The sequence below is a fragment of the Streptomyces sp. NPDC048441 genome (genome assembly GCF_043200235.1).
Classification (GTDB): domain Bacteria; phylum Actinomycetota; class Actinomycetes; order Streptomycetales; family Streptomycetaceae; genus Streptomyces.
On record NZ_JBICXM010000011.1, the window covers coordinates 52,885 to 77,980 of the forward strand.

The 25,096-nt window shown below is 68.5% G+C and carries 30 protein-coding genes and 1 pseudogene; 21 read left to right on the forward strand and 10 right to left on the reverse strand.

Annotated features, from left to right (window positions below; genetic code table 11):
• Positions 1–121 precede the first annotated feature (121 nt).
• From ACGFSB_RS25745 to ACGFSB_RS25755, 3 genes are all read left to right on the forward strand, one after another.
• Entirely contained in the window at positions 122–967 is an 846-nt protein-coding gene (locus ACGFSB_RS25745) for a sulfurtransferase (protein ID WP_393403670.1), read from the forward strand.
• Positions 968–1,007: 40 nt separating this feature from the next.
• A complete protein-coding gene (locus tag ACGFSB_RS25750) occupies positions 1,008–1,295 on the forward strand; it encodes a DUF1416 domain-containing protein (RefSeq protein WP_160505842.1) in 288 nt (95 codons plus the stop codon).
• A gap of 91 nt (positions 1,296–1,386) precedes the next feature.
• On the forward strand, positions 1,387–1,650 hold the full coding sequence (locus ACGFSB_RS25755) for a DUF3099 domain-containing protein (protein WP_393403674.1): 264 nt from the start codon (positions 1,387–1,389) through the stop codon (positions 1,648–1,650).
• 56 nt (positions 1,651–1,706) lie between these two features.
• Here the strand turns inward: ACGFSB_RS25755 and ACGFSB_RS25760 are convergent, their stop codons facing one another.
• Positions 1,707–2,069, reverse strand: a complete 363-nt coding sequence (locus ACGFSB_RS25760; protein ID WP_393403677.1) for a DsrE family protein — start codon at positions 2,067–2,069, stop codon at positions 1,707–1,709.
• Between the two features lie 263 nt (positions 2,070–2,332).
• Here ACGFSB_RS25760 and ACGFSB_RS25765 point away from each other — a divergent pair, with 263 nt between their 5' ends.
• The 3 genes from ACGFSB_RS25765 to ACGFSB_RS25775 are packed head-to-tail and all read left to right on the forward strand — an operon-like array spanning position 2,333 to position 4,413.
• The gene (locus tag ACGFSB_RS25765) at positions 2,333–2,905 is read left to right on the forward strand and encodes an FABP family protein (RefSeq protein ID WP_393403679.1); all 573 of its coding nucleotides are present in this window, start codon (positions 2,333–2,335) and stop codon (positions 2,903–2,905) included.
• 16 nt (positions 2,906–2,921) lie between these two features.
• Complete coding sequence (locus tag ACGFSB_RS25770) at positions 2,922–3,413, forward strand: Fur family transcriptional regulator (protein WP_393403682.1); 492 nt, start codon at positions 2,922–2,924, stop codon at positions 3,411–3,413.
• Positions 3,414–3,447: 34 nt separating this feature from the next.
• On the forward strand, positions 3,448–4,413 hold the full coding sequence (locus tag ACGFSB_RS25775; protein WP_393403684.1) for a YgfZ/GcvT domain-containing protein: 966 nt from the start codon (positions 3,448–3,450) through the stop codon (positions 4,411–4,413).
• Positions 4,414–4,431: 18 nt separating this feature from the next.
• On the opposite strand, the gene dtd is transcribed toward ACGFSB_RS25775, so the two are convergent.
• Positions 4,432–4,869 carry a D-aminoacyl-tRNA deacylase gene (gene dtd / locus ACGFSB_RS25780; protein ID WP_393403687.1) on the reverse strand — a complete coding sequence of 146 codons (438 nt, stop codon included), beginning with the start codon at positions 4,867–4,869 and terminating at the stop codon, positions 4,432–4,434.
• Positions 4,870–5,045: 176 nt separating this feature from the next.
• Here dtd and ACGFSB_RS25785 point away from each other — a divergent pair, with 176 nt between their 5' ends.
• Both ACGFSB_RS25785 and ACGFSB_RS25790 read left to right on the forward strand, forming a co-directional pair.
• Positions 5,046–5,717 (forward strand): ABC transporter substrate-binding protein, encoded by a 672-nt coding sequence (locus ACGFSB_RS25785; RefSeq protein WP_393403690.1) that lies wholly within the window; start codon positions 5,046–5,048, stop codon positions 5,715–5,717.
• Positions 5,718–5,784: 67 nt separating this feature from the next.
• Entirely contained in the window at positions 5,785–6,762 is a 978-nt protein-coding gene (locus ACGFSB_RS25790) for an asparaginase (protein WP_393403693.1), read from the forward strand.
• A 174-nt stretch (positions 6,763–6,936) separates the two neighbouring features.
• Here ACGFSB_RS25790 and ACGFSB_RS25795 read toward each other — a convergent pair whose 3' ends face one another.
• Entirely contained in the window at positions 6,937–7,122 is a 186-nt protein-coding gene (locus ACGFSB_RS25795; RefSeq protein WP_393403696.1) for a hypothetical protein, read from the reverse strand.
• A gap of 237 nt (positions 7,123–7,359) precedes the next feature.
• Between ACGFSB_RS25795 and ACGFSB_RS25800 the strand changes: the two genes are divergently transcribed.
• Positions 7,360–8,241: a winged helix-turn-helix domain-containing protein gene (locus ACGFSB_RS25800; protein ID WP_393403699.1), complete on the forward strand. Its 882-nt coding sequence runs from the start codon at positions 7,360–7,362 to the stop codon at positions 8,239–8,241.
• Positions 8,242–8,299: 58 nt separating this feature from the next.
• On the opposite strand, the gene ACGFSB_RS25805 is transcribed toward ACGFSB_RS25800, so the two are convergent.
• Positions 8,300–8,488, reverse strand: coding sequence for a hypothetical protein (locus tag ACGFSB_RS25805; protein WP_393403701.1), 189 nt, complete (start codon positions 8,486–8,488; stop codon positions 8,300–8,302).
• 125 nt (positions 8,489–8,613) lie between these two features.
• Between ACGFSB_RS25805 and ACGFSB_RS25810 the strand changes: the two genes are divergently transcribed.
• The 4 genes from ACGFSB_RS25810 to ACGFSB_RS25825 all read left to right on the forward strand — a co-directional run bounded on the left by ACGFSB_RS25810 (position 8,614) and on the right by ACGFSB_RS25825 (position 13,208).
• Positions 8,614–9,504 carry a GntR family transcriptional regulator gene (locus tag ACGFSB_RS25810; RefSeq protein ID WP_393404225.1) on the forward strand — a complete coding sequence of 297 codons (891 nt, stop codon included), beginning with the start codon at positions 8,614–8,616 and terminating at the stop codon, positions 9,502–9,504.
• Positions 9,453–10,241, forward strand: a complete 789-nt coding sequence (locus ACGFSB_RS25815) for an HAD family hydrolase (protein ID WP_393403703.1) — start codon at positions 9,453–9,455, stop codon at positions 10,239–10,241. The genes ACGFSB_RS25810 and ACGFSB_RS25815 overlap by 52 nt, the downstream gene beginning before the upstream one ends.
• A gap of 301 nt (positions 10,242–10,542) precedes the next feature.
• Positions 10,543–12,288, forward strand: a complete 1,746-nt coding sequence (locus ACGFSB_RS25820; protein ID WP_393403706.1) for an HAD-IA family hydrolase — start codon at positions 10,543–10,545, stop codon at positions 12,286–12,288.
• A 125-nt stretch (positions 12,289–12,413) separates the two neighbouring features.
• Complete coding sequence (locus ACGFSB_RS25825; protein ID WP_393403709.1) at positions 12,414–13,208, forward strand: ATP/GTP-binding protein; 795 nt, start codon at positions 12,414–12,416, stop codon at positions 13,206–13,208.
• On the opposite strand, the gene ACGFSB_RS25830 is transcribed toward ACGFSB_RS25825, so the two are convergent.
• On the reverse strand, positions 13,189–13,944 hold the full coding sequence (locus ACGFSB_RS25830) for an ABC transporter permease (protein ID WP_393403712.1): 756 nt from the start codon (positions 13,942–13,944) through the stop codon (positions 13,189–13,191). The two genes, ACGFSB_RS25825 and ACGFSB_RS25830, sit on opposite strands and share 20 nt — an antisense overlap.
• Complete coding sequence (locus ACGFSB_RS25835; RefSeq protein ID WP_393403715.1) at positions 13,937–14,989, reverse strand: ATP-binding cassette domain-containing protein; 1,053 nt, start codon at positions 14,987–14,989, stop codon at positions 13,937–13,939. Before ACGFSB_RS25835 ends, ACGFSB_RS25830 begins: the two co-directional genes overlap by 8 nt.
• Before the next feature lie 130 nt (positions 14,990–15,119).
• Between ACGFSB_RS25835 and ACGFSB_RS25840 the strand changes: the two genes are divergently transcribed.
• Entirely contained in the window at positions 15,120–15,935 is an 816-nt protein-coding gene (locus tag ACGFSB_RS25840; RefSeq protein ID WP_393403717.1) for a TetR/AcrR family transcriptional regulator, read from the forward strand.
• Between the two features lie 57 nt (positions 15,936–15,992).
• On the opposite strand, the gene ACGFSB_RS25845 is transcribed toward ACGFSB_RS25840, so the two are convergent.
• Positions 15,993–16,655, reverse strand: a complete 663-nt coding sequence (locus ACGFSB_RS25845) for a TetR/AcrR family transcriptional regulator (RefSeq protein WP_393403720.1) — start codon at positions 16,653–16,655, stop codon at positions 15,993–15,995.
• Positions 16,656–16,729: 74 nt separating this feature from the next.
• On the opposite strand from ACGFSB_RS25845, the gene ACGFSB_RS25850 reads away from it, so the two are divergent.
• The 3 genes from ACGFSB_RS25850 (at position 16,730) to ACGFSB_RS25860 (ending at position 20,170) form a co-directional block, all read left to right on the forward strand.
• Complete coding sequence (locus ACGFSB_RS25850) at positions 16,730–18,904, forward strand: HelD family protein (RefSeq protein ID WP_393403722.1); 2,175 nt, start codon at positions 16,730–16,732, stop codon at positions 18,902–18,904.
• Between the two features lie 94 nt (positions 18,905–18,998).
• Complete coding sequence (locus tag ACGFSB_RS25855) at positions 18,999–19,316, forward strand: ArsR/SmtB family transcription factor (protein WP_393403725.1); 318 nt, start codon at positions 18,999–19,001, stop codon at positions 19,314–19,316.
• Positions 19,313–20,170, forward strand: coding sequence for an SRPBCC family protein (locus ACGFSB_RS25860; RefSeq protein WP_393403727.1), 858 nt, complete (start codon positions 19,313–19,315; stop codon positions 20,168–20,170). Before ACGFSB_RS25855 ends, ACGFSB_RS25860 begins: the two co-directional genes overlap by 4 nt.
• 69 nt (positions 20,171–20,239) lie before the next feature.
• Here ACGFSB_RS25860 and ACGFSB_RS25865 read toward each other — a convergent pair whose 3' ends face one another.
• On the reverse strand, positions 20,240–21,715 hold the full coding sequence (locus ACGFSB_RS25865; protein WP_393403730.1) for a peptidoglycan D,D-transpeptidase FtsI family protein: 1,476 nt from the start codon (positions 21,713–21,715) through the stop codon (positions 20,240–20,242).
• Positions 21,716–21,879: 164 nt separating this feature from the next.
• On the opposite strand from ACGFSB_RS25865, the pseudogene ACGFSB_RS25870 reads away from it, so the two are divergent.
• A pseudogene (locus ACGFSB_RS25870) lies at positions 21,880–22,056 on the forward strand (AraC family transcriptional regulator); the annotation flags it as partial.
• Between the two features lie 49 nt (positions 22,057–22,105).
• Positions 22,106–22,567 carry a pyridoxamine 5'-phosphate oxidase family protein gene (locus ACGFSB_RS25875; RefSeq protein ID WP_393403733.1) on the forward strand — a complete coding sequence of 154 codons (462 nt, stop codon included), beginning with the start codon at positions 22,106–22,108 and terminating at the stop codon, positions 22,565–22,567.
• Positions 22,568–22,627: 60 nt separating this feature from the next.
• Here ACGFSB_RS25875 and ACGFSB_RS25880 read toward each other — a convergent pair whose 3' ends face one another.
• Positions 22,628–23,044, reverse strand: a complete 417-nt coding sequence (locus tag ACGFSB_RS25880; RefSeq protein ID WP_393403736.1) for a VOC family protein — start codon at positions 23,042–23,044, stop codon at positions 22,628–22,630.
• 10 nt (positions 23,045–23,054) lie between these two features.
• On the reverse strand, positions 23,055–23,519 hold the full coding sequence (locus tag ACGFSB_RS25885; protein ID WP_393403738.1) for a helix-turn-helix transcriptional regulator: 465 nt from the start codon (positions 23,517–23,519) through the stop codon (positions 23,055–23,057).
• A gap of 157 nt (positions 23,520–23,676) precedes the next feature.
• Between ACGFSB_RS25885 and ACGFSB_RS25890 the strand changes: the two genes are divergently transcribed.
• Positions 23,677–24,225 (forward strand): carboxymuconolactone decarboxylase family protein, encoded by a 549-nt coding sequence (locus ACGFSB_RS25890; RefSeq protein WP_393403741.1) that lies wholly within the window; start codon positions 23,677–23,679, stop codon positions 24,223–24,225.
• A complete protein-coding gene (locus ACGFSB_RS25895) occupies positions 24,222–25,091 on the forward strand; it encodes an RNA polymerase sigma-70 factor (RefSeq protein ID WP_393404228.1) in 870 nt (289 codons plus the stop codon). The genes ACGFSB_RS25890 and ACGFSB_RS25895 overlap by 4 nt, the downstream gene beginning before the upstream one ends.
• Positions 25,092–25,096: the final 5 nt, after the last annotated feature.

Below are 25,096 nucleotides of genomic sequence, written 5' to 3' on the forward strand. Positions count from 1 at the left end.
TCAGGGCCACCCCGTGCCGCGTACGAAGCAACTAGACGCACTCGTGCGATCCCCGCCCGTACCCGGCATCCCCTCGCACAGCACCGCAGCCCCGCCGCAACTGCCCCGGAGGAGAAGAAGTATGAGCCGCAGCGACGTCCTGGTAGACGCCGACTGGGTCGAGGCCCACATCGACGACCCGAAGGTTGTCATCGTCGAGGTCGACGAAGACACCTCCGCGTACGACAAGAACCACATCAAGAACGCGATCCGCATCGACTGGACCGACGACCTCCAGGACCCGGTCCGTCGCGACTTCGTCGACCAGGAGGGCTTCGAGAAGCTCCTCTCCGGCAAGGGCATCGCGAACGACACCACCGTCGTCCTCTACGGCGGCAACAACAACTGGTTCGCGTCCTACGCCTTCTGGTACTTCAAGCTCTACGGCCACCAGGACGTGAAGCTCCTCGACGGCGGCCGCAAGAAGTGGGAGCTGGACTCCCGCGACCTGGTGGACGGCGACAAGGTGCCGCAGCTCGCCGCCACCACGTACAAGGCCAAGCCCCAGGACAGCTCGATCCGCGCCTTCCGCGACGACGTGGTGAAGGCCATCGGCTCGCAGAACCTGGTCGACGTGCGCTCGCCCGACGAGTTCAGCGGCAAGCTGCTCGCCCCGGCCCACCTTCCGCAGGAGCAGTCGCAGCGTCCGGGCCACGTCCCGTCCGCGCGCAACATCCCGTGGTCGAAGAACGCCAAGGACGACGGCACCTTCAAGTCGGACGACGAGCTCAAGGAGCTCTACGCCGACGAGCAGGTCGACCTGGCCAAGGACACCATCGCGTACTGCCGCATCGGTGAGCGCTCGGCGCTCACCTGGTTCGTGCTGCACGAGCTCCTCGGCGTCGAGAACGTCAAGAACTACGACGGCTCGTGGACCGAGTACGGCTCCCTCGTCGGCGTCCCGATCGAGCTCGGCGCCAACAAGTAACCCTCAAGACTCAAGAAGGCCTGAAGGACGGAATCGAAATATGTGTGGAGCGAAGGCCGGCGGCCCTGACGCCTCGACGATCAAGCCCGGCGAGACCACCATCCAGGGCCAGGTGACACGCGACGGCGAGCCCGTCAGCGGCTACGTACGCCTGCTCGACTCGACCGGCGAGTTCACCGCCGAGGTCCCGACCTCGGCGACCGGCCAGTTCCGCTTCTACGCGGCCGAGGGCACGTGGACGCTGCGCGCCCTGATCCCGGGCGGCACGGCCGACCGCACGGTCGTGGCCCAGACGGGCGGCCTCGCGGAGGTCGCGATCGCCGTTTGACGACAGCGGATCACTGACGGCCGGAGGGCCGCACCCCAGGGGGTTGGACGCCACTGGTACGGGGTGCGGTCTTCCGGCTTACGCTGGGTGTATGTACGCGCGAAGGCGGCACGCCTACTTCGCCATGATGGGGACGTGCATCGTCCTCTTCGTCCTGGCCTGGGGTGTCGTACGGCTCTGGTCCATTCCCGCGGCCGTCGCGATGTGCGTCGTGGCGATGGTGATTCCGCCCGTCGCCGCCATGGTGGCCAACCGGCGAGGTCCTGACGACCGCTGGTGGGACGACCCATCGGGGGACTCGAAGTCCGACGAGTGGTGGGACGAGCTGGACGGGAAGCGGCGGCCCCGGCAGTAGCGGCCCCGGCAGTAGCTCCAGTGGAGGTGGCGGCCTACCAGCCGTTCAGCAGTGGCTCAGTAGACCAGCGCCTGAGTGCCGTCCGTCATCGCCTCCTTCACGAACACCTGCGCGCCCGCGATCCGTACCCCGTCGATCACGCCCTTCTCGGTGATCTCGCGGCGCGCCGCGCACTGCGTGCAGAGTGTGATCTTGCCCGCCGCCACGATCGAGTCGATCAAGTCGGGGAGCGGCGCCGCGTGCGGCAGTTCGAACTCCGCCGCGCGTCCCGGCAGCGCGAACCACGACGACTCGCCGGTCAGCCAGAGCGAGACGTCCACCCCGCTGGCCACGGCCACGGCCGCCACCGTGAACGCCTGTGAGCAGCGTTCGGGGGCATCGGCCCCCGCGGTCACCTTGATCACGAGCTTCTTCGCCATGGCCGCATCGTAAGGCCACCCCATGAGGCCCCATGTGGGCCACCTCGAAGAGAGGGCCGGGTCGCGCCCGACTACAGTGGGATCGGCTCTGATACCTGCCCCAATAGCTCACCGAGGAGCACCCCGTGCTTGAGGCCTTCTTCTCCACCCTGCTGGTTCTGGTCTGCGTCGGCGTTCTCGCCTTCGCCGGACTGTCCGTGAAGAAGCTGTACCAGGGTCAGCGCTGAGCCCCGTACGCCACCTAGAGATCGCCTGAGCTTCCCATGATCGAGATTCCGTCCGACCTGCATCCCGACCTCGTGCCCCTCGTCTGGCTCCTCGGCAACTGGGCCGGCGCGGGCGTCACCGACTTTCCCGACGCCGAGAAGGCGAATTTCGGCCAGGAAGCCTCCTTCACCCATGACGGGCGGGACTTCATCGAGTACCACTCGCACACGTGGGTGCTCGACGCCGAGGGCAACAAGGTCAAGCCGCTCGAGTCCGAGTCGGGCTTCTGGCGCATCGACAAGGACCGCAAGGTCGAGACCGTGATGGTGCGCGACAACGGCGTCGTCGAGGTCTGGTACGGCGAGCTTGCCGACCAGAAGCCGCAGATCGACCTGGTCACGGACGCGGTGGCCCGCACAGCCGCCGCCGGCCCGTACACCGGTGGTAAGCGTCTCTACGGGTATGTGAAGGGCGACCTGATGTGGGTCGGCGAGAAGCAGACCCCCGAGGTGCCGCTGCGGCCCTACATGTCGGCCCAGCTGAAGAAGGTCGTCTCGCCCGAGGACGTCGCCGAGATGGCCAGGGGCCTCGGTGATCTTCCGGACGACGGCATCGCTTTCTTCAAGTAGGCCTAGACTCCGAGGTGTGGCGAGCACCGACTTCGACTGGAAGAGCGACCTGCGACAGCGCGGCTACCGGCTGACGCCGCAGCGCCAGCTTGTCCTCGAAGCCGTCGACGCCCTTGAGCACGCGACCCCCGACGACATCCTCTGCGAAGTGCGGAAGACGGCGTCGGGGATCAACATTTCCACGGTGTACCGGACGCTCGAGCTCCTGGAGGAGCTGGACCTGGTCAGCCATGCGCATCTGGGGCACGGGGCGCCGACCTACCACCTCGCTGACCGCCACCACCACATCCACCTGGTGTGCCGGGACTGTACGAACGTCATCGAGGCCGATGTGTCGGTGGCCGCCGAGTTCACCGCGAAGCTGCGGGACACCTTCGGGTTCGACACCGATCTGAAGCACTTCGCGATCTTCGGGCGCTGCGAGAACTGCTCAGGCAAGGATGCCGGGGACGCCAAGGACGCCAAGGACGCCAAGGACACCAAGGGCGCCAAGGTCACCGGGGAATAAGAACGCTCACAACCGGGTCGTAGTGTGGGTGAACATGAAGAGCCCCCTCCTGTCCCTGCCCGGCGCCGTCCCCGCCGAGGGCGTGGACGAAGGCGTCGCCGCCCACTACGGCGATCTGTTCCGTGAGCAGCGCGCCCTCGCCGACGGCACCGGTTTCGTCGATCTCTCGCACCGCGGTGTCGTCACCGTCTCCGGACCCGACCGGCTGAGCTGGCTGCACCTGCTGCTCACCCAGCACGTGACCGAGCTGCCCGTCGGCCAGGCCACCGAGGCGCTGATCCTCTCCGCGAACGGCCACATCGAGCACGCCCTCTATCTCGTCGACGACGGCGAGACGGTGTGGGCGCACGTCGAGCCCGGCACGCAGGACGCGCTTGTCGCGTATCTGGAGAGCATGAAGTTCTTCAACCGGGTCGAAGTCGCCGACCGCACGGACGAGTTCGCGGTGGTGTACCTCCCGGCCGGTTCGATCGCGGCGGTCCCTGAGGGTGTCGTCGTACGCGAGACCGCGCACGGGCGTGACCTGTTCCTGCCGCGTACGTCCTTGGAGTCGTACGCCGCCGAGAACGGCCCCGCGGTCGGCATCCTCGCCTACGAGGCGCTGCGCGTGGAGGCGCACAGGCCGCGGCTCGGCTTCGAGACGGACCACCGCACGATCCCGCACGAGCTGGGCTGGATCGGCACGGCGGTGCATCTCCAGAAGGGCTGCTACCGCGGCCAGGAGACGGTCGCCCGCGTCCAGAACCTGGGCAAGCCGCCCCGCCGCCTGGTCTTCCTCCACCTGGACGGCAGCGAGGTGCACCTGCCGGCAGCAGGCACGGAGCTGCGTCTCGCCTCGGAGGGCGAGGAGGGCCGGAAGCTGGGCTTCATCACGACGGCCGTACGCCACTACGAGCTGGGCCCGATCGCGCTGGCCCTCATCAAGCGGAACGTACCGCTGGACGCGGGTCTTGTCGCGGGGGCAACTGCTGCGGCGCAGGAGGTCGTGGTCGAACCCTGAGCCGCCGCGAAGCGGCGGTCACATCTCGATCAGCACCGTGAACGGCCCGTCATTCGTCAACGACACCCGCATCTGTGCGCCGAACCGGCCGCAGGCCACCGTCGCGCCGAGCGACCGCAGTTGGGCGACGACCTCGTCCACCAGGGGCTCGGCCACCTCGCCGGAGGCGGCCGCGTTCCAGGTAGGCCTACGGCCCTTCCTCGCGTCGCCGTACAGCGTGAACTGGCTGATGACCAGCAGTGGCGCGTCGATGTCCGAGCAGGACTTCTCGTCGGTCAGCATCCGAACGGACCAGAGTTTGCGGGCCAGTTGGGCCGCCTTCTCCTTCGTGTCCTCGTGGGTGACGCCCACGAGGACGCACAGTCCTTCGCCACTGATCTCGCCGGCCGTCTCGGGGCCGTTCTCGCCCTGGACGACGACGCTCGCCCCGTCCACTCTCTGCACCACAGCACGCATATGGCCCATCATGCCTGCTCCGTACAGCCGTGACGCGCCGCCGGATGCGCCGCCCATGGAGTGCCCTGAACCCCCCATCTGGGGCCGATTGGGGGCACTCGCTCACATAGCGGCCACCGGTGGTGGCACCATGCTCACACGCGGTACCGCGCCGGTCGAGGGGACGGTAGAGCCACATGAGCACACCAAGTACGGGGCAGCCGCCCGGACCTGTGTCGCTGACCCGGATGAGCGCTGCGCGACGTACGAACGTGCCGCGTCCGCCCATCCAGCGCACGGGCAGCGCGAAGCTGCCCGAGCACGACCTGGGCGCGATGCTCCTGCGCGAGCTGCGTGAGCTGCGCAGGGACGCCCAGCAGAACGAGGCGGATCTGAGCTATGTCCGGCGCCTGCTCCAGGGGCGGATCGACATTCTGCGGGCCGAGGTCGCCCGCCGTAAGGACCCGGCGGCACCGGGTCCGGAAGGGTCGGGTCCGGAGGGGCCGGGTCCGGAAGGGGCGCGTCCGGAAGGGCTGGGCCGGGAGAGTTCGGTCGTGCACCGGCTCTCGGAGATCCTCACGGACGGCCCGGCGAGGCACCGCTCGTCGGCCCGGCACGTGACGCTCGGCACGCCGCACAGCGCGGAGTACGGCCTCCTGGCCACGGAGATGCTCGCCGAGGTGGAGCTCTCCGACCTGGACGCCCGTACGGACGACGAGCTGCACACGGCCATGGGGCGGCTCACACGCTACGAACAGCAGGTTTCCCGGCGCCGCCAGCATCTGCAGCGTACGGCGGACGATTGCAGCACGGAGATCGCCCGCAGGTACCGTGAAGGCGAAGCACAAGTAGACGACCTGCTCTCGTGACCCGGTGATCCCGGCTTCCGGGGGCGGCCGTCGCGCCACCGCCACCATCGCCCCCGGAAGGCCGAAGATGACCTCCTCGTCAGCCGAGTCCGTCGCTGCCCCTCTCATATCCCCGGTCCTCGCCGAGGTCGTACGTTCTGGCTTCGTAGAGGGCCGTCACAGGGGAAGCCTGGTGCTGCTCGCGGCGGACGGCAGCGTGGAGCTGGCGATGGGGGATGTGGCCGCCCCCGTCTTCCCGAGGTCCGCGAACAAGCCGATGCAGGCGGCGGGCGTGCTGAGGGCGGGGCTCCCGCTCTCGGGCGAGCGGCTCGCGCTTGCCGCGGCGAGCCACTCCGGGGAGGGGTTCCACCGGGACCTCGTACAGAAGATGCTGGCGGAGCACAGCCTGACGGCGGCGGATCTGCAGTGCCCGCCGGACCTCCCGCTGGACGCGGTCGAGGCCGAGACATATTTGGCAGCGGGTGCCGTTCGTGACCGGGTAACGATGAACTGCTCCGGCAAGCACGCTGCGATGCTGGCGGTCTGCGACCTGAACGGCTGGCCCAAGGATTCCTACCTCGACCCGCGGCATCCCCTCCAGGAGCTGATCCTCCAGGTGGTCGAGGAAGCGGCGGGGGAGCGGGTGGCGGCCGTCGGCACGGACGGCTGCGGAGCCCCCCTGATGGCGATCTCCCTGACCGGCCTGGCCCGCGCCTTCCGGCACTTCGTCCTCGCCCCCGAGGACACGGCCGAGCGCCGGGTCGCGGACGCGATGCGGGCCCATCCCGAGTACGTGGCGGGCACGCGCCGCCCCGACACATGGATCATGCAGGAGATCCCGGGCGCCCTGTCCAAGATGGGCGCCGAGGCGGTCCAGGCGTTCGCGCTGCCGGACGGCCGCGCCCTCGCCTTCAAGGTGGACGACGGCGGGATAAGGGCCCTGGGCCCGATCCTGGCCCGCGCACTGCGCCTGGCCGGCGTCGATTCCCCCGTCCTGAGCCGGGTCGCCCATGCCCCGCTGCTTGGCGGGGCGGTCGAGGTGGGCGAGATCCGGGCGGCGTTCTGAGGGCTTGTGGGCTTGTGGGCTTGTGGGCTTGAGACATTCAGGGATTCAGGGCTTGAGGGATTCAGGGCTTGAAGGTCTGAGTGCCAGAGGGCCGCTCGCGCGAGCGGCCCTCGGTCAAATGGCTGACCGGACTCCCGGCTCCCCTCCGGATGGGAGCCCGGCCAACCAGCTCTGTCAGCCCGACTGGGCGAGCAGCAGGACGAGGATCACGGCCCCGACCCCGCTGATTTTGGTGTTCTGAGCCTTGATGCCCACAGTCAGCAGGACGAAGGCGACGATGCCCATCGGCCCGTACTTCCACTGGATGAGCTGCTCGAATCCGATGGCGAGGGCAGCGATGACGATGGCGATGAGCGGCATGACGTTCCCCCTTTCGGGATGGGGCGCCGGACCCCACCCGGTCGGTAGCCGACCGATGGCCAACAGCTGGTGGCCAACCCCTAAGGATGCCGACCAGGTTGCCTAGCTTGGCTACCAACTTCACTTGAGTTATCTCCGTGATGGCTCGACTAATAACCATCTTCCAAGCAACTCCCCAAAGATGGCGCGAAGTTGTACTGTTTGGTTGTGAGCACGGAATCTGCCCCAGTCAATGGGATGAAGAGGCCGCACAGGTCTCACCGTGAGGTGGCCGACGAGCTGCGCGACCGGATCAGCTCCGGGTTGCTGCGGCCGGGGCAACGTATGCCGACCCAGGCCGAGCTGGCCGAGGAGTTCGGCGTCGAGCGTGGCGCGATCCGTGAGGCGCTGCGCATCCTGCAAGGCGAGAGCCTGCTGGCGAACGTGTCCAAGGGCCGCCCGGCGACGGTCGCCGACCTCGCGGGCCATGTGCTGTCCGGGCGCGGAGTGGCCGAGCCGCAGCCCACCATGGTCGGCCTCGCTCCGCGCATCGCCGCCGCGTTCGAGTCCCCGCATGTGGAGATCGACGCGCTCTGTCTGACGTCCATCTCGCTCACCATGGCGATCGGGGAACCCCTCCGTCAGATTCACGCCGGACAGCGGAAACCGGCCAAGGTCGACGTCCGGGTGCTGCTGCCGAGCCGCACCATCGACCTCGCCTTTCCGGCGCCGGTGGACAGCGGGGATGACGAGGGCGGCCAGGTGCACAGGCGCTGGCTCGACCAGCGGAACGCGCAGGGCCAGGTCCTGCGCCACAACCTCCTGGCGCTGCGGGCCTCGCACGACATCGACGTGCACGTCTCGTTCCGTGCGCTGCCGTTCACGCCGCCGGTGAAGCTGTATCTGCTGAACGGGTCCGAGGCGCTGTTCGCGTACTACACCCTCGTGAAGCAGAGCGAGGAGATCGACCACGAGCACCTGGAGATGTACGACGCCCAGGGCGCGCAGTCGATGCTCTTCCCCTTCCATCAGGGCGAGGGCCTGCGGGACACGACGTTCGTGGAGCAGTCGCATCTCTGGTTCAACGCGTTGTGGGGCACGATCAGTCAGGACCTGGAGCTTGAGATGGGCCGCGGGTGAACCCCTGGGTGAACCCCCGGATGGACCCCTGGGTGAACCCCTGGATGGCCGGTCTCGTCTAGATGGCCGGCCTCGTCATCATCAGCGCGAGGACGAGGGCGCCGATCGAACTACAGGTGGGGCTCTTCGCCTTGATGCCAATGGTCAGCAGGAGCAGGCCGATGATGCCGAGGGGTCCGTACTGCCACTGCACGAACTGCTCGAAGGTCACGGCGAACACGGCCGCGAGGAGGGCTATGACGGTCATGGTGGTTCCCCCTTCTGCCATCTTGGGTAAGTTGGCAACCAACTACACTTGAGTTGTCCCCACTTGGTCCGACCTTATAAACAACTTCAAGACAACTCCCCTGAGATGGCGCGGAGTTGTATCGTCTGGTCGTGACTCAGGAGAACGTTTCAGTGAACGGCAGCAGAAAACTCACGCCCCAGGACATCGCAGACACCCTCCGCGACCGCATCCGCGCCGGCGACCTCAAGCCGGGCGACCGCCTCCCCACGCAAGCGGTGCTCGCGGAGGAGTTCGGCGTGGAACGCGGCACGGTGCGCCAAGCGCTGAAGGAACTGCAGGAGGCCGGACTCCTGGCCAACGTGACCAAGGGCAGCCCACCACGCATCGCTGCGGAACCGCCCGGGGTGACACCGGCGGGCGTGGAACCGCAGGCCTCCATGGTCGGCCTCGCGCCACGGCTCGCGGAGGCGTTCTCGCGGCCGCAGGTGCGGATAGACGTGGTGTCGTACACGGCGGAGACGCTGATGCTGGCACTGGGGGAGCCGGTGCGGCTCATCCACGAGGGACGCAACCATCCGGAGTCGATCAGCGTACGGATCCTGCTGCCCAGCAGCGACATCGATCTGGCCTTCCCCAGGCCGATCACCGGCCAGGACGAGGGCGGCAAGGTCCACCGGCGCTGGCTGGCGCTGCGCAACACCCAAGGGCAGGTGCTGCGCCACAACTTGCGCGCGCTGCGGGCCTCGCACGGCATCGACGTCGACGTCTCGTTCCGCGCGTTGCCGTTCACACCGCCGGTGAAGCTGTACCTGCTGAACCAGCGGGAGGCGCTCCTCGCCTACTACACGATCGAGCGCAGCATGTTGGATTTCGACAGCTCGGAGGTGGAGGCGTTCGATGTCTCCGGGCTGAGATCCCCGCTCTTCTCGTTCGAGAAGGAGGCGTCAGGGCGGGACGGGGCGTTCGTGGACGAGTCCCAGAAATGGTTCGACGCACTCTGGGCAACGATCGCGACGGACCTGACACTCTCTTAGTGACTCCTGATACGACGCAGACCGAGCAGATGGCAGAAGAGACCGCGAAGCTCCGGGAACTGATCGTTCCTGCCCGCTTCGTGCTCTTCGACTTCGACGGCCCTATCTGCCGGCTGTTCGCCGGGCACTCGGCGGAGCAGATCGCGAGCGATCAGGTCCGCTGGCTCGAGGAGAGAGGGCTGCACGGGCTGCTGACCGAGGAGGAGCGGGCGGAGCCGGACCCACATGCCGTCCTGCGCGCGGTCGACCGCAGGCACCCCGGCAGCGATCTGGTGGTCGAGCTGGAGGAACGGCTCACCCAGCAGGAGCTCGCCGCCGCGCCCTCCGCATGGCCGACCCCGTACGCGGACCCCCTCATCATGACGTGGCACGCGATGGGCTCAGGCCTGGCCGTCACTACCAACAACTCCCCCCGAGCGGTGAGCCGCTACCTCGAAGACCGCCGCCTCACCCAGTGCTTCACCCCGCACATCTACGGCCGCACGCATGACCTCCACCTCCTCAAGCCCGATCCGTACTGCCTCAACCGCGCCCTCAGCGCGATGGGTGCGCCTCCCTCGGCGGCGCTGATGATCGGCGACGCTCCCACGGACTTCGTAGCGGCCGAGGAGGCCGGAGTCGGCTTCTTGGGCTACGCGCGTAACGCACGGAAGGCGGAGCTGCTGAGGAAGGCGGGGGCGGTTTCGGTGGTGAGTTCTCTGGAGCCGGTGCTGAGGGTGTTGCGCGGGCAGATCTGAGTCCGCTGCCGGGCCGACGGCGCGGATCAGCAGGGTGGGTCGACGATGCGATCAGCAGGGCGGGCCGACGGCGCGATCAGCAGGACGTCCGGTCGGCAGCTGGTCAGCGAAGGTCAGTGAAGGTCAGCGAAGGGCAGACCCGGCCGGAAACGCTCCGACAGGCCCAGAACGAGGCGGGTTGCAGGCTACTGTGGTGTAGGCGATAACCTCTGCGCTCATGTCGTCACCTCTGCCTCGCAGAGCCCATCAGGCCTTGGTGCGCCGCCTCGCCGATTCCTACCGGAATCGTCCTGATGGGCATATGGCGAAAGGGCACCATAATTTCAACTACGTCGTGCCCCTCGGCTGGTCGCTGGCTCTGCTCCTGCTGATGCCCTTTCGGGCGCAGGTCAAGTGCCGGACGCCGCTCGCAGGGGTGGAGGTGGTGCCACGCATCTGGCCCAGTGAGGCGCAGTTGCTGAAGGTGGTGACCCGGTACCTCCGTGAAGTGCCACGGTGCTTGGCGGACTTCGGGGACTGGTCGATGCACGCCTACCGGGCGGGGCAGGCATTGTCCGATGTGAATCCTGATGGACCGGTGGACGATGAACTCATGCGGTCCTTTGCCGAGTTCTTCGCCCGAACAGCGGGTGTTCCGGAGGGGGAGCTGCCACCGAGACCCGGAGACTGGCCCAGGTCCGGTGAGAGTCAGCGGTTTCTCGACTGGCTGATCGATTTCACTGAGGAGCGAGTGCACCGCCCGAACCGGGCGCGGTTCGACACCCTCTTCGAGGCTGTGGGTATCCGGGCCGACGCCGTGACGAAGTTCAAGGAGAATCCTCACCGGCCTTCCCTGACGGCACGCCCTTTCTGTCTGCTGCACACCGACGTCCATCGGGCCAACGCCGTCATCGACGGGGATGAACTGATCGTCATCGACTGGGAATTGGCGATATTCGGTGATCCACTGCACGACCTCGCCACCCATCTCGTACGCATGGGCTACGACAAGGACGAGCAGAGCCGGATGAGGGTGCTGTGGTCCGAGGCCATGGTGCGCGCGGGGCACGAGGACATGACGGCGGGACTCGACTCCGACCTCGGTGTCTATCTGGACTTCGAATACGCCCAGTCGGTGTTTCCCGATGTCATGAGGGCGGCACTCGCCTTGGGGGCTGATGCGGACGACGATGACTTCAAGGCTGCGGCCTCGAAGGTATGCAGGGCCTTGCGGCGTGCGGCTGAGCCCTTGATGCTGGCGGACGTACCGGACGAGCGGCAGGTGGCGCGGGCATTGCGGGAGTGGCAGGAAAGGGGCCCTGTGGAGGACGATCGCGCACGCGAGTTCATCGGAACCGGTGAGTTCAGGGAGCTCGCCGACTGGCTCACACCTGCGGGCGACCGCTGTGTGCTCTTCGACTTCGACGGCCCCATCTGCGCTCTCTTCTCGAACGGGTCTTCGGAGTCCGTCGCCCAGAACCTCAGGGACCTCGTTTCCGAGCGTGGGTTGAGGGATCGCCTCACGGAGGAGGCGGAGCAGAGCATCGACCCACAGGACGTACTGCGCGCCATGGACCAGGATCCTCTGGGGCAGAGTCTTGTCGCCGAGCTCGAAGCGCTGCTCACGGACGGGGAGGTGCAGGCGGCGCCTACAGCCCTGCCCACTCCCGGGGCGGACAGCCTCATCCGTGCTCTGAAGGCGCAGGGCTGCCGGATCGCCGTGGTGACGAACAATTCGCCGCAGGCTGTGGTCGCTCATCTCGAAAGGGAGGGCTTGCTGGATGCGTTCGGGCCGCACATCTATGGGCGGACGGACCAGCCCAGTCTTCTGAAGCCCAACCCGGACCCTGTGATCCGGGCCCTGGAAGCCCTGGGTTCCCCGCCTGGCGACGCGCTGATGATCGGCGACACAGTGACCGACCTGGAGGCCGCGGAGAAGGCCGGGGTTCGCTTCGTCGGCTACGCACGGGGCAAGGGCGAGGCAGCTCTACTGCGCGCCGCCGGGGCAGAGATCGTCACCACCGCGCTTCAGCCGCTGGTCGACCTGGCGGAGTCGGGCCCTTCCTGACCGGTCCGGAAGAGGGCACCATGAGCTCCTCGGATCAACACGGTTGATATGAGGGGGACTTGGTGCCGAGGAGCCGTTCTGTTCGGGAGCACGCCGTGGAGGGGTGGGCGCGGTCGGAGAGCATCGTGACCAGGATGTTGCTCCTGTCCATCTTCGGTCTCGGTCTGGTCGCCCAGTTCGTACGGCCGGTCGGTGACGCCCTCGAGGGCAAGGCGTATCTCGGCGGTGCTGTGCTGAGCCTGGTGGGCTATGTGCTGTACAGCGAGGTCCAGAAGCTGAACGCCGCGATGCGTCCCGCCGCCAGGGAGACGGTGTTGCCGAGCAGTCTGAAGCCCTACTTCGATGAGGTGCTGCGGAAGGGCGACACCCGCGTCGACGCTCTTGGCTTCACCGGCGAGACCGTGATCTACCAGATCAGCAGAAGCCTGGAGGCCCTCCCCGAGGGGGTACGGCCGCGGGTGGCGATACGCATCCTTGTCCCGGACTTCACCAAGCCGATGGAGATACCCGGCAGGCTCGATGGCGCGGGGCAGGCGGCGGACGACGAGGGATTCCGGGAGGAACTGCTCGGCAAGGTTCGCGGGTACGAGCGCGACATGACGGTCCTTGCCACAAGACAGGAACGCGAGCGCAAGGCCGATCTCGACCCGCAGTTCCGTGTCCTGCACATCTCTCCCTTTCTGAAGTTCTGCCTGATCAACGATGAGCAGCTGTTCGACGGCATCTACGACGAAGTGAAGAAGCGCCCCGCGGACAAGCCGCCGGACCGCCAGGTCCTCGATCTCATGGGCTACGACGCCTCGTTGACGTACTGGCACATCGACGCGGGTGTGTCCGCCCGTGAGAAGTGCAAGCAGCGCAAGGAGCTCTTCGACACCCTCTGGGACGTAGCCCGCCCCCTCACGCCGTCCGCCTCCTGAACAGCACCCCCGAAGCCCCCACCGAGGCCGCCAGAATCCCCGCGCACCAGGCCAGTGCCACCCAAGGTGTCGATCCCACCGGCTGGTTGAGGAGCAGGCCCCGGAGGGAATCGATGACCTGGGTCACCGGCTGGTTGTCGGTGAAGGGGCGTAGCCAGTCGGACATGGAGGATGTCGGGACGAAGGCGCTGCTCGGGTAGGGCAGGAAGCTCACGAAGAACGTGAAGCCTCCCGCCGCTTCCGGGGACTTGGCCAGTAGGCCCACCGTTGCCGAGAGCCAGGACAGGGCCAGGATGAAGGACAGGAGGATGGCCGTTGCCGCGAGCCAGGCCGCGGGGGATGCCGAGGGGCGGAAGCCGATCGCGAAGGCCAGGGCCAGGACCAGGGACGTCGCGATGAGGTTGCGGGCCACCGAGGCGAAGACGTGGCCCGCCAGGATCTGGGTGCCGCCGATGTCCAGGGAGCGGAAGCGGTCGATGATGCCGCCCTTGAGGTCCTCCGTGACCGCTATCGCCGTGTTCGATGAGCCGAAGCCCGCGCAGAGCAGGAGTACTCCGGGGACCACGTACGTGACGTACGAACGGGTGTCCGTCTCGATCGCGCCGCCGAAGAAGTAGACGAAGATCAGCAGGAGCATCACCGGGAGCGCCATGGAGGTGATCAGGGCGTCCACGTTGCGGCGGCTGATGCGGATCGCCCGGCCGGTCAGGATCAGGGCAGCGTTGGACTCAGACATGGGTGAGACCCTCCGGCTTCGATGGCTTCGATGGCTTCGATGGCTTCGATGGGTCCGATGGGTCCGATGGGTCCGATGGGTTCGACGGATTCGTGAGGGCCAGGAAGACGTCGTCCAGCGTGGCGGTGTGGAGGGTGAAGGTCCTGAGTTCCGTGTCGTTCGGGTCCAGTTCGTTCAGTAGTGCTCGTACGTTGCTTGCCGTGCCGTCCGTCGGGAAGCCGAGCGTCAGGGTCTCGGGGGAGTGGTGCGTGGCCCTCGGGGACAGGTGGAGGTACGCCTCCGGGGTGGTGACCGTCGCGTCCAGGCGATGGCCCGCCACCAGGGATTTGAGGGTCGACGGTGACCCCTCCGCCGCGATGGCTCCCTCGTGCAGCACCGCTATGTTGTCGGCCAGTTGATCCGCCTCCTCCAGGTACTGGGTCGTCAGGAAGACTGTCGTGCCTTGTGCGGTGAGGTCGCGTACCACCGCCCACATCTCCTGGCGGCTGCGCGGGTCGAGGCCCGTCGTCGGCTCGTCCAGGAAGATGACCTCCGGTTCGCCCACCAGGCCCGCCGCCAGGTCGACACGGCGGCGCATACCTCCCGAGTACGTGCGGACCAGGCGGTCGGCCGCCTCCGTGAGGCCGAAGCGGTCCAGGAGCTCGGCCGCTCGTGCGCGGGCCGCCGGACGGGGCAGGCCCGCGAGCCTCGCCATCATGCGGAGGTTCTCCCCGCCGGTCTGCGTCTCGTCGACCGCCGCGAACTGGCCGGTGAGGCTGATCGCGCGGCGGACCTCGCGCCGCCCCGTACGGATGTCATGGCCCGCCACGCGTGCCGTCCCCGCGTCGGGTGTGGTGAGCGTGGTGAGGATGCGGACGGCTGTCGTCTTGCCGGCGCCGTTCGGGCCGAGGAGTGCGAAGACGGTGCCGGGCGGGACGTGCAGGTCGATGCCGCGCAGGACGTGGACGGCTCGGTCGCCGGAGCCGTAGGTCTTGGTCAGGGCTGTGGCTTGGATGGCTGGGGGTGGTGCGGGTTGTGGTTGTGGTTGTGGTCCGGTTTCGGGCATGAGGGTCCCCTGTAGCTCCTACTGCGTATAGGTTACGCATTACTGAGTAAGGGTTACGCAGAACTACGATGTGCGTCAAGCAGGAGGGCAGGGCGGGGCGAGACGGCTCGGAAGCAGGGAGGCAGTGGCTATGGCGGTGGACGGTGGAGGCGCGAGCGGCGGCACAGGGCTGCCCGCGAGCCTCGAAACGGCCTGGGGGCTGCGCGAACGCCCCTCGAAAGGGCCCAGACCCGGGCTGAGTCTCGAGCGCATCGTCGACGCGGGCATCGGTGTCGCCGCCGCGGAGGGGATCGGCGCCGTCTCGATGGGGCGGGTCGCCAAGGAACTCGGCGTCTCGACCATGTCCCTCTACCGGTACGTCTCCGCCCGCGACGAGCTGTACATCCTGATGCAGGACGTCGCGACCGGCACCCCGCCCGGGATTCCGGCGGACGTGACCGGCTGGCGGCCACGTCTGGAGTGGTGGGCGCGGGCCCAGCGCGAGGTCTTCCGGCGCAACCTGTGGCTCGTGCGGATCCCCATCACTTCGCCGCCCGCGACGCCCCACCAGCTGGAGTGGATGGAACAGGGGCTCGCGGCCCTCGGTGAGAGCGGTCTGGAGGAGGGGTGGAAGCTGTCCGTGCTGATGCTCGTGGGCGGCTTCGTGCGCAACGAGGTCATGCTCATGGCCGATCTGGACGTGGCCATGCGGGCGGAGGGGCAGGACCCCGACGAGGTGATGCGGCGGTACGCGCGCACCATCGACGCGCTGACCTCCATCGACCCCGGGCGGTTTCCGGCGCTGCGGCGGTCCCTCGCGTCGGGCGTTCTTGACGTCGCGGACGCCGAGGACGCGGAGTTCGACTTCGGGATCGCGCGGGTGCTCGACGGGGTGGCGGTTCTGGTGGACGGGGTTGTGGAGGACAGGGTTGTGGAGGACAAGTCCGGGGGTGCGGAGGTTAGTTGAGGGGCGGGGGCGGGGGTGCTTTCGAGGGCGGTGGCGGTTGAGGTCGGGCCGCCTCCCTCACGCGTACCGCGCCAACCCCGACCGCAGCTGCCCGAACGCCCGGTTCGCGGCCACCACCGCGTCCGGCCACACCGCCTCCGTGCTCTCGCCCGCGTCGATCCGGCGCCAGTTCTCCAGGGCGAGGATCCGTTGTACGGCGATGATCTGGCCGGCGGCCAGGCGCGCGGCCAGGATGCCGTCGCCCTGCGCTTCGGCCAAGGCTTCGCCCAGCGCCTGTTCCGACCGCTCCTGATACCCGTACAGCCGTGCCACCAGTGACGGCGTCCCGTAGAGGAGTCGGTGGAAGGCGAGTACGTGGACGTTGTCGCACAGGCCCGTCACCGGGTCGTGGCGCTCCAGGCCGTCGAGGAAGTTGCGCTGAAGGGCGTCCAGTGGGGCGCGTTTCGCGGGGCGGGCGGTGATCACTCGGGCCGCCTCGTCCACGTGGTCTGCGAAACGGTGGAGGACGAGGTCCTCCTTGGTGGGGAAGTACCGGAACAGGGTCGGCTTGGAGATCTCGGCGGCGGCGGCCACCTCCGCGACCGGCACCTTCTCGAAGCCCTTCTCCAGGAAGAGGGCGATCGCCGCGTCGGAGACCGCCTCGTACATCCGCTGCTTCTTGCGCTCGCGCAGGCCGGGGCCGTTGGCTCCGCCGTTGCCGGGCTCTCTTTCGTCCACCATGGGGCGAGTCTACCGCACTATTGATTCTCGGTAATAAATTTAACTCGGTTACATTTTTCGCTACTCTTGGCGGCATGACGACAAGCGACGCGGCCCCCGGCAGGACCCCCGACCCCGCCCCCGACCAAGCCCTCGACCAAGAACGCCGGTACCACGACACCTGCCGCACCGCCCTCACCGGCATGGTCGACGGAGCGGAGGAACAGGTTGTCAGCGGAGCAGACGTCTCCGCGTCCGGCGCCGACGCCGAAGTCCTCGGCTACCAGTTCCGCAGTCACGCCAAAGCGATGCGCGAACTCCCCGAGGCCCCGCTCTTCTTCGGCCGTCTCGACTTCGCCGCCGATGGCCCCGAAGCCGCGGAGGCGGGCGATCACCGCGGGCAGAGCTACCACATCGGCCGCCTCCGCATCACCGAACACCCCTCGGCCCCGCCCCTCGTCGTCGACTGGCGCGCCCCCGTCTCCCGCGCCTTCTACCAGGCAGGCGCCCGCGCCCCCCAAGGCGTCGCCGTCCGCCGCCGCTTCGGCTGGGCGCCCGGCAGCAAGGGCGAATCCGCCGACCTCACGGGCCTTGAGGACGAGCCGTTGGCCACCGAGACGAGCCCCGCCCTCAAAAGCGGCCCCAACCACACCCCCAATCACACCCCCAACCCCGTCCCCAACCACACCCCCAACCACCGCAGCCGCATCCTCGACAGCGAGATCGAGCGCCCCCGCGTAGGCCCCATGCGGGACATCGCCGCCACCATCCAGCCCGAGCAGGACGACCTCGTCCGCGGTGAACTCACCGCGTCCGTCTGCGTCCAGGGCGCCCCTGGCACCGGCAAGACGGCGGTCGGCCTGCACCGCGCCGCGTATCTCCTCTACACCTACCCCCAGCGCGTCCAGCGCGCCGGACTCCTCATCCTCGGCCCCAACCGCACCTTCCTCCGCTACATCGCCGAGGTGCTCCCCTCCCTCGGCGAGACGGGCGTGCGCCAGTCCACCGTCGAGGACGAGATCGCCAGGCCCGCGGCCCCCGTGCGCGCCCAGGACGACGAGGCGGCGGCCCGCGTCAAGCACGACGCCCGGATGGCGGCCGTCCTGCGCCGCGCGCTCTACTCGCGCGTCGCGGCGCCCACCGACTCCGTCGCGGTGCCGGACGGTTCGTACACCTGGCGGGTCCCTCTCGACGACCTGGAGCGGATCATCGCGGACGTGCGCGCCGAGGAGCCCGCGCCTCCGTACGCCATCGGCCGCGAGCGCGTCCGCACCCGCGCCGTCCGCCATATCCAGGAGCAGGCCGAGCGCCGCGCGGGCACGGTGAACAACACCTGGCTGCAGAAGATCTCCCGCGCCCGCTCCGTCTCGGCCTTCGTCGACGAGGCCTGGCCGAGGACACAGCCCGAAGAGGTGCTCGCGGGACTGCTCGCCGACCCCGGCGCGCTCGCCGCCGCGGCCGACGGCATCCTCAGCGCCGACGAGCAGCAGGCGATCAGCTGGACCAAGCCCCCGCGCTCGTACAAGTCGGCGAAGTGGTCCGCCGCCGATCTCGTCCTGCTCGACGAGCTCGCGGGGCTGCTCGAACGGCCCGAAGGCTACGGTCACATCGTCGTCGACGAGGCGCAGGACCTCTCCCCGATGGAGGCGCGCGCGATCGCCCGCCGCGCGGACTTCGGCTCGCTCACGGTCCTCGGCGACCTCGCCCAGGGCACCACCCCGTGGTCGGCCCGCGGCTGGCCCGAACTCCTCGCCCACCTGGGCAAGCCCGAAGCCTCCGTCACCCCGTTGACCATCGGTTTCCGCGTCCCGAAGGCGATCGTGGGCCTCGCCAACCGCGTCCTCGCCTCGCTCGACGTCAACGTACCGCCTGCTCAATCTCTGCGTACGGACGGTGAGTTGAGGATTCAGCAGGTAGGAGCGGGTGAACGTGACGTGGACGCCGCCACCGTTGACGCGGTGCGTGCCGCGCTGGGCCGTGAGGGCTCGGTCGGTGTCATCGCCGCCGACGCCGACACTGCCCGCCTGCGCGCGGCCCTCGCCACGGCGGGCATCGAGAGCGCGGGCCCGGACGATCTCGGCGCGCGCGTGACCGTCCTTCCCGCGTCCGTCGCGAAGGGGCTTGAGTACGACCATGTGGTGGCCGTCGAGCCCGCCGCCATCGCGGAGGCGGAGAGCCGCGGACCGAGCCGCCTGTACGTGGTCCTGACCAGGGCGGTGTCCCGGCTCGACGTACTGCACAGCAGGCCGCTGCCGTGGGAGGAGGCATAGGGACCCGAGGCGCTTCCGTAGACACTTCCATAAACCCTTCCACAAACCCTTCCATGCCGTTGCGGTTATATATCCACAGGGGTATCTTCAAGACATGCCCATACCGTTCGACGTACTCGCCGAACCGAGCCGCCGGAAGATCCTCGATCTGCTCCTCGAGCGTCCCCATCTGGTCGGTGAGATCACCGAGCGGATCGGTCTGAGCCAGCCCGGCACGTCCAAGCATCTGCGGGTCCTGCGCGACGCGGGGCTCGTGCGGGTGCGGCAGGACGCGCAGCGCCGCTGGTACGAACTGCGGCCCGAGCCCCTCGCGGAGCTCGACGCGTGGCTGTCGCACTACCGGCACCTCTGGTCCGGCAGACTCGACGCCCTCGAGCGGCACCTCGACACCATGGACGGTGACTCCTCATGAACCCGCACTCCGACAGCCTCGCCCCCGACGAGGAAGGCGAACACAGCGTCCTGCGGATGGAGCGCCGTCTCGCGCACCCGCCCGCCAAGGTCTGGGCCGCGATCACCCAGCCCGCGCACCTCGCCCAGTGGTTCCCTTCCGAGGTGACGCTCGAGCTGCGGCCGGGCGGTGAGATGGGCTTCCACTTCCCCGGGGACGACGGGCCCGGCATGACCGGCGAGGTCACGGACGCCGAGGAGCCGCGCCTCTTCGCCTTCAGCTGGGGCGATGACCACCTGCGCTGGGAGATCGCCCCGGAAGGACCGGACGGGCGCGGCTCGCTGCTCACCCTCGTCCACACCTTCGGCGACCGTTTCGGCGCTCCGAGTTTCGCCGCGGGCTGGCAGCTGTGCATCTCGGCGCTCGGCCAGTTCCTCGACGGCGGACAGGCCGAGGTGAGCCGGGACGCGGGCGAGCTGCACGAGGCGTATCTGGAGCAGTTCGACCTCGGGCACGGCGCGGTCACCGAGGGTGGCATCCGTTTCGAGCGCCAGCTGGTGCGCCCGGCGGACGCGGTGTGGGCCGAACTCTGCGCGGGGGAGGAGCCGTTGGAGGGCGACACCGCGCCCGACGGTTTCCTCGCGGACGGCGTCTCGGCGGGCCCGATCACCTCGGTGACGTCGCCGACGTCCCTTACGTACGCCGTGCACCCCAAGGGCGAGGTGCGCTGGGAGCTGGCCCGTGGCACGGGCTACGGCGCCCGGCTCGTCCTCACACAGACCGGCCCCTTCGGCAGCGCGGCGGACACGGGCGAGGCGCTGGCCGCGTGGCACGCGCGGATCGAGCGCCTCGCGGGCCAGCTCCTGGAGGGCTGACATCGTCAGTCGTTGACATCCCCAGTCGCCGGCACCCTCAGTCGTTGACATCCCCAGTCGCCGGCACCCTCAGTCGTTGAGTACCGCCTCCATGACCGCCTTCGCGATCGGCGCCCCCAGCTTTCCACCGGCGATCTCCGACCGCGGGATGTTCATGTCCTTCGGGTCGACGAACACCGCGACGGCGACGGGCGATGACCCGTCGTCCTGCTTGGCGTAGGAGACGAACCAGGCGTACGGCCGCTCGTCGTTGACGTTCGAGCCGTGCTGGGCGGTGCCGGTCTTGCCACCGACCGTGACGCCGTCGATCTTCGCCTTGTTCGCCGTGCCCTCCTCGACGGTGTTCTCCATCATTTCCTGCACCTTGCCCGCGGTGTCCTCGGAGACGGCCTGGTTCAGGACCTCCGGCTTGCCCTTCTCGATCGTCGAGAGGTCGGGGCCGCGCAGTTCCTCGACCATGTACGGCTTCATCAGCTTGCCGTCGTTGGCGAGGCCCGACGCGACCATCGCCATCTGCATCGGCGTACTGGTCAGGCTGCCCTGGCCCATGCCGGTCAGTGCGGTCTGCGGCTTGTCGAGGTCCTTCGGGTAGCTGCTCGCGGACGAGCGCACGGGGACGAACTGCTCCTTGTTGAAGCCGAACTTCTCCGCCGTCTCACGCATGTCGTCGTCGCCGACCTTGAGCGCGGTGTCGAGGAAAACGTTGTTGCAGGACCACTGCATACCGACCTTCAGGGAGGCCTTGTCGCAGGGGGCGCCGGGAACGTCGTTGCCGATCGTCGTCGAGCTGAGCGGCAGCTTGTAGGGGGTCTTGGCGCCGGTGGGCTCGTCGATGTCGTCGATCACGCCGTGCTCGAGGGCGGCCGCCGCGGTGAGGATCTTGAAGGTGGATCCCGGCGGATAGATCTCGCGGAGCGCCCGGTTGGAGAGCGGCTTGTCCTTGTTCTTGCTGAGCCGCGTGAACTCCTTGCCCTCCTTCGCCGAGATGCCCGCGAAGACGGAGGGGTCGTACGAAGGGGTGCTCGCCATCGCGAGCACCTTCCCGGAGCGGGGGTCGAGGGCGACGACCGCGCCCCGGGCGTTGAGGTTCACCAGGCCCTGGTAGGCGGCCTGTTGGGCCTTCGGGTCGATCGTCGTGACGACGTCGCCGCCCTGCCGCTTCTCGCCGGTCAGCATGTCCAGGGTGCGGCGGATGAAGAGGCGGTCGTCATCGCCGCTGAGCACGTCGTTCTCGACGCCTTCCAGGAAGGTGGCGCCCTGGGCCTGCGAGAAGTAGCCGGTGACCGGCGCGTACATGGGGCCGTTCTTGAAGACCCGCTGGTACTTGAAGTCGGTGCCGCCGACTTCCTTCGAGCCTGTGACCGGCTTCCCGCCGACGATGATGTCGCCGCGGGGGTGCGAGAAGGCCTCGATCTGGACGCGCCGGTTCTTCTCGTGCTTCGCCAGCGAGTCGCCATCGGCGAACTGCACCCAGGTCGCACGCAGGAGCAGAGCGAGCGTGAGCACGCCGCAGAAGATGGCTATGTGGCGCAGCGGCCTGTTCATATGGTCCCCCCAAGACCCGTGCCCCCAAGGCGTGATGACGCTTCATCATGCACATGGCCGCACGGATCTTGCCCGGGTTGTTGCCGAATGGTCACACGGTGGGACTCTGCGGCGCCCCCCGGAGCACCTCGATCACGCTCGCGTAGCTGTCGCAGCCGTGTCCGAGCCTCCTGGAGTCGACGGGCGCCCCGATCGACAAGATCGCCGAACTGAGCGGCCTCGGCACGGCGAACAATCTCCGCCACCACTTCCTCAAGCAGGTGGGGGTGTCACCGGGGGACTACCGGCGGGCGTTCGGTGAGGGTGTGGGTGTGGGTGTGGGCGTCGGTCCTCGGGCGTAGGACCAGCGCCTCATGCGCGCCGCGAGCGCGCTGCATAGGGTCTGCGTTCATGCAGAACACGGAGATCGCCCGTCGTGGTGGGCCGCAGCGCAGGCGCGACACCCTGGAACGGCTCGCTCAGGAACGGGACATATGGGTGTCGACGTCCCATCCGGAGCACGGCCCGCACCAGGTGCCCCTGTGGTTCCGGTGGGACGGCCTCGCGGTGTGGATGTGCACCGGCAGTACTTCCGCGACGGCCCGCAACGCCCGGCAGGAGCCTCGGGTGCGCCTGGCGTTGCCGGACACATCCGATGTGGTGCTGCTTCAGGGGGTGGCGGAGTGCTTCCCGGCCGGGGGTGTGCCGCGGGACGCGGGGGACGGGTTCGCCGGCAAGTTCGGGTGGGATCCGCGTACGGAGGAAGGCCCGTTCGTATATCTGCGCGTGGTACCGAGCACAGTGCGTGCCTGGCGAGGGGAGCCGGAACTGCGGGGCAGGGTCCTGATGCGGGACGGGGAGTGGCTGGCGTAGCGCACCCCCGTCCCGCCCCCATTGCTCCCGTTACCTACTTCTTGTACCTACTTCTTGTACTTACTTGTTGCGCGGCTGGTTGAACCGCAGCATGTTCCCCGCCGGGTCGCGGAAGGCGCAGTCGCGTACGCCGTACGGCTGGTCCATCGGTTCCTGAAGCACATCGGCGCCCGCGGCGCGGATCCGCTCGAACGTGGCGTCGCAGTCGTCGGTCCGGAAGATGACGGCACGCAACATGCCCTTGGCCATCAGCTCGGCCATGGCCTGCCTGTCGGCATCGGTGGCGTTCGGGTCCGCGAGCGGCGGTTCGAGGACGATCTCCACGTCCGGCTGCGACGGGGTGGTGACGGTCACCCAGCGCATCCCCTCGAAAGCGACGTCGTTGCGGACTTCGAGGCCGAGTACATCGCGGTAGAAGGCGAGTGCTTTGTCGTGGTCGTCGACGGCGATGAAGCAGGTTGCGAGTTTGAGGTCCATGTCCATCACGCTAAGGACTCCCGGCGGATTCTGCTTCTCCGTTCCTGACCGGTCCATTGCTGACCGGTCCATTGCTGACCGGTCCGTTCCTGACCGGTCGGGTGTACATCTTGGCGATGCAGGCCGGGATGGCGGCGCTGTGGTCGTGGTCGCGGGCCCGGTATGCGCTGGGGCTCTCCCCGACAAGCTCGGTGAACCGCGAGCTGAAGGAGCCGAGCGAGGTACAGCCGACCGCCATGCAGACGTCCGTCACCGTCAGGTCGCCACGGCGCAGCAGTGCCTTGGCCCGCTCGATCCTGCGGGTCATGAGATAGCTGTACGGCGTCTCGCCGTAGGCGGCGCGGAAGCTGCGCGAGAAGTGGCCCGGCGACATGAGGGCGCCCCGCGCGAGTGCGGGGACGTCCAGCGGCTGCGCGTAGTCGCGGTCCATCTGGTCACGGGCCTTGCGCAGGCGGACGAGGTCGTCGAGAGACACACGATCACGGTACCGCCGCCGGGGAATCCCGGCCCGGCCGAGCGCGGGCCCTCGGAGTCGTCACATTCGTACGCCCGCCGGTGTCTTCATGTCGAACAAGCCAGCAGGCCAACAGGCCAACAGGCCGGTGGGTATACGTACGTATATGGAGGACACCATGGCGCTCCGCGTCCCGAAGGCCGAGCTTCCCGCAGAGCTCGCGGAAAACATGATCAAGCAGTTCGGTGCCGTGGCCGAGAACGTCGAGGTGCTGTGGCACAGCCCTCAGGTCGCCCAGGACAACTTGGAGTTCGGCGGCAAGGTCGGCGCGTGGGACGCGGCCGACGCGAGCCTCAAGACGTTCGCGCACATGGTTGTCGCGGCGCAGGTCGGCTGCAGCTGGTGCCTCGACGTCGGCTACTTCCAGGCGCTGAACCAGGACCTGGACCTGACCAAGGCGAGCCAGGTGCCGCGCTGGCGCGAGTCGGAGGTGTTCACGCCGCTGGAGCGGGAGGTCCTCGAGTACGCCGAGGCCATGACGAACACGCCGCCGACCGTCACCGACGAGCTTTACGCGGGCCTGCTCGCCAGGCTCGGCCCCGCGGCGATGATCGAGCTCACCGCGTACATCGCCTTCGTCAATCTGGCGACCAGGGCCAATGTGGCGAACGGGGTCGAGTCGCAGGGCTTCTCCGCCGCGTGCGAGATTCCGCTGGCGACGTCATGACCGGCGACCCGTTCGTCGCCCATCGCCCCCTGCTGTTCACGGTCGCCTACGAGATGCTCGGGTCGGCGGCCGACGCGGAGGACGTGTTGCAGGAGTCCTGGCTGCGGTGGGCCGACGTCGACCACGCTCAGGTGCTCGATCCGCGGGCCTACCTCGTCCGGCTCGTCACACGGCAGGCGCTCAACCGCCTGCGGACGCTGTCGCGCCGCCGCGAGGACTACGTCGGCGAGTGGCTACCGGAACCGCTGCTGACCAGCCCTGATGTCGCCGAGGACGTCGAACTCGCGGAGAGCGTGTCGATCGCGATGCTGACCGTCCTGGAAACGCTCGGGCCGACGGAGCGGGCGGTGTTCGTGCTCCGCGAGGTCTTCGATATGCCGTACGGCGAGATAGCCGGGGCCATCGGGAAGTCCGCGGCCACGGCGCGGCAGATCGCGCGGCGGGCCCGCGAGCACGTGGCGGCCCGGCAGCCGCGGGTCAGGGTGAGCAGGTCGGAGCAGCAGGCGGTGGTGGAGCGGTTCCTGCTCGCGTTGCGCACCGGGCGGTTGCAGGAGCTCCTGGAGATCATGGCGCCCGACGTGGTCCTGATCGCCGACGGTGGAGGGCTGGCGCCCGCCGCGCTGGCTCCGATCCACGGGGCCGAGCTGGTGGCGGAGCTGCTCGCGCGCGCGAACCGGACGGCGGACGCGCTCGAGACGACGACGGTGTGGCTCAACGGCGCACCCGCGGGCCGGATCGAGATCGACGGCGAGCTGGCCACCGCGCTGAGCGTCGTGGTGGAGAACGGGCAGGTCACGCGGGTCTACCTGATGAGGAACCCGCGGAAGCTGACGCGGCTCGACGAACCGGCCGAACTCGCGCGGTAGGCCGC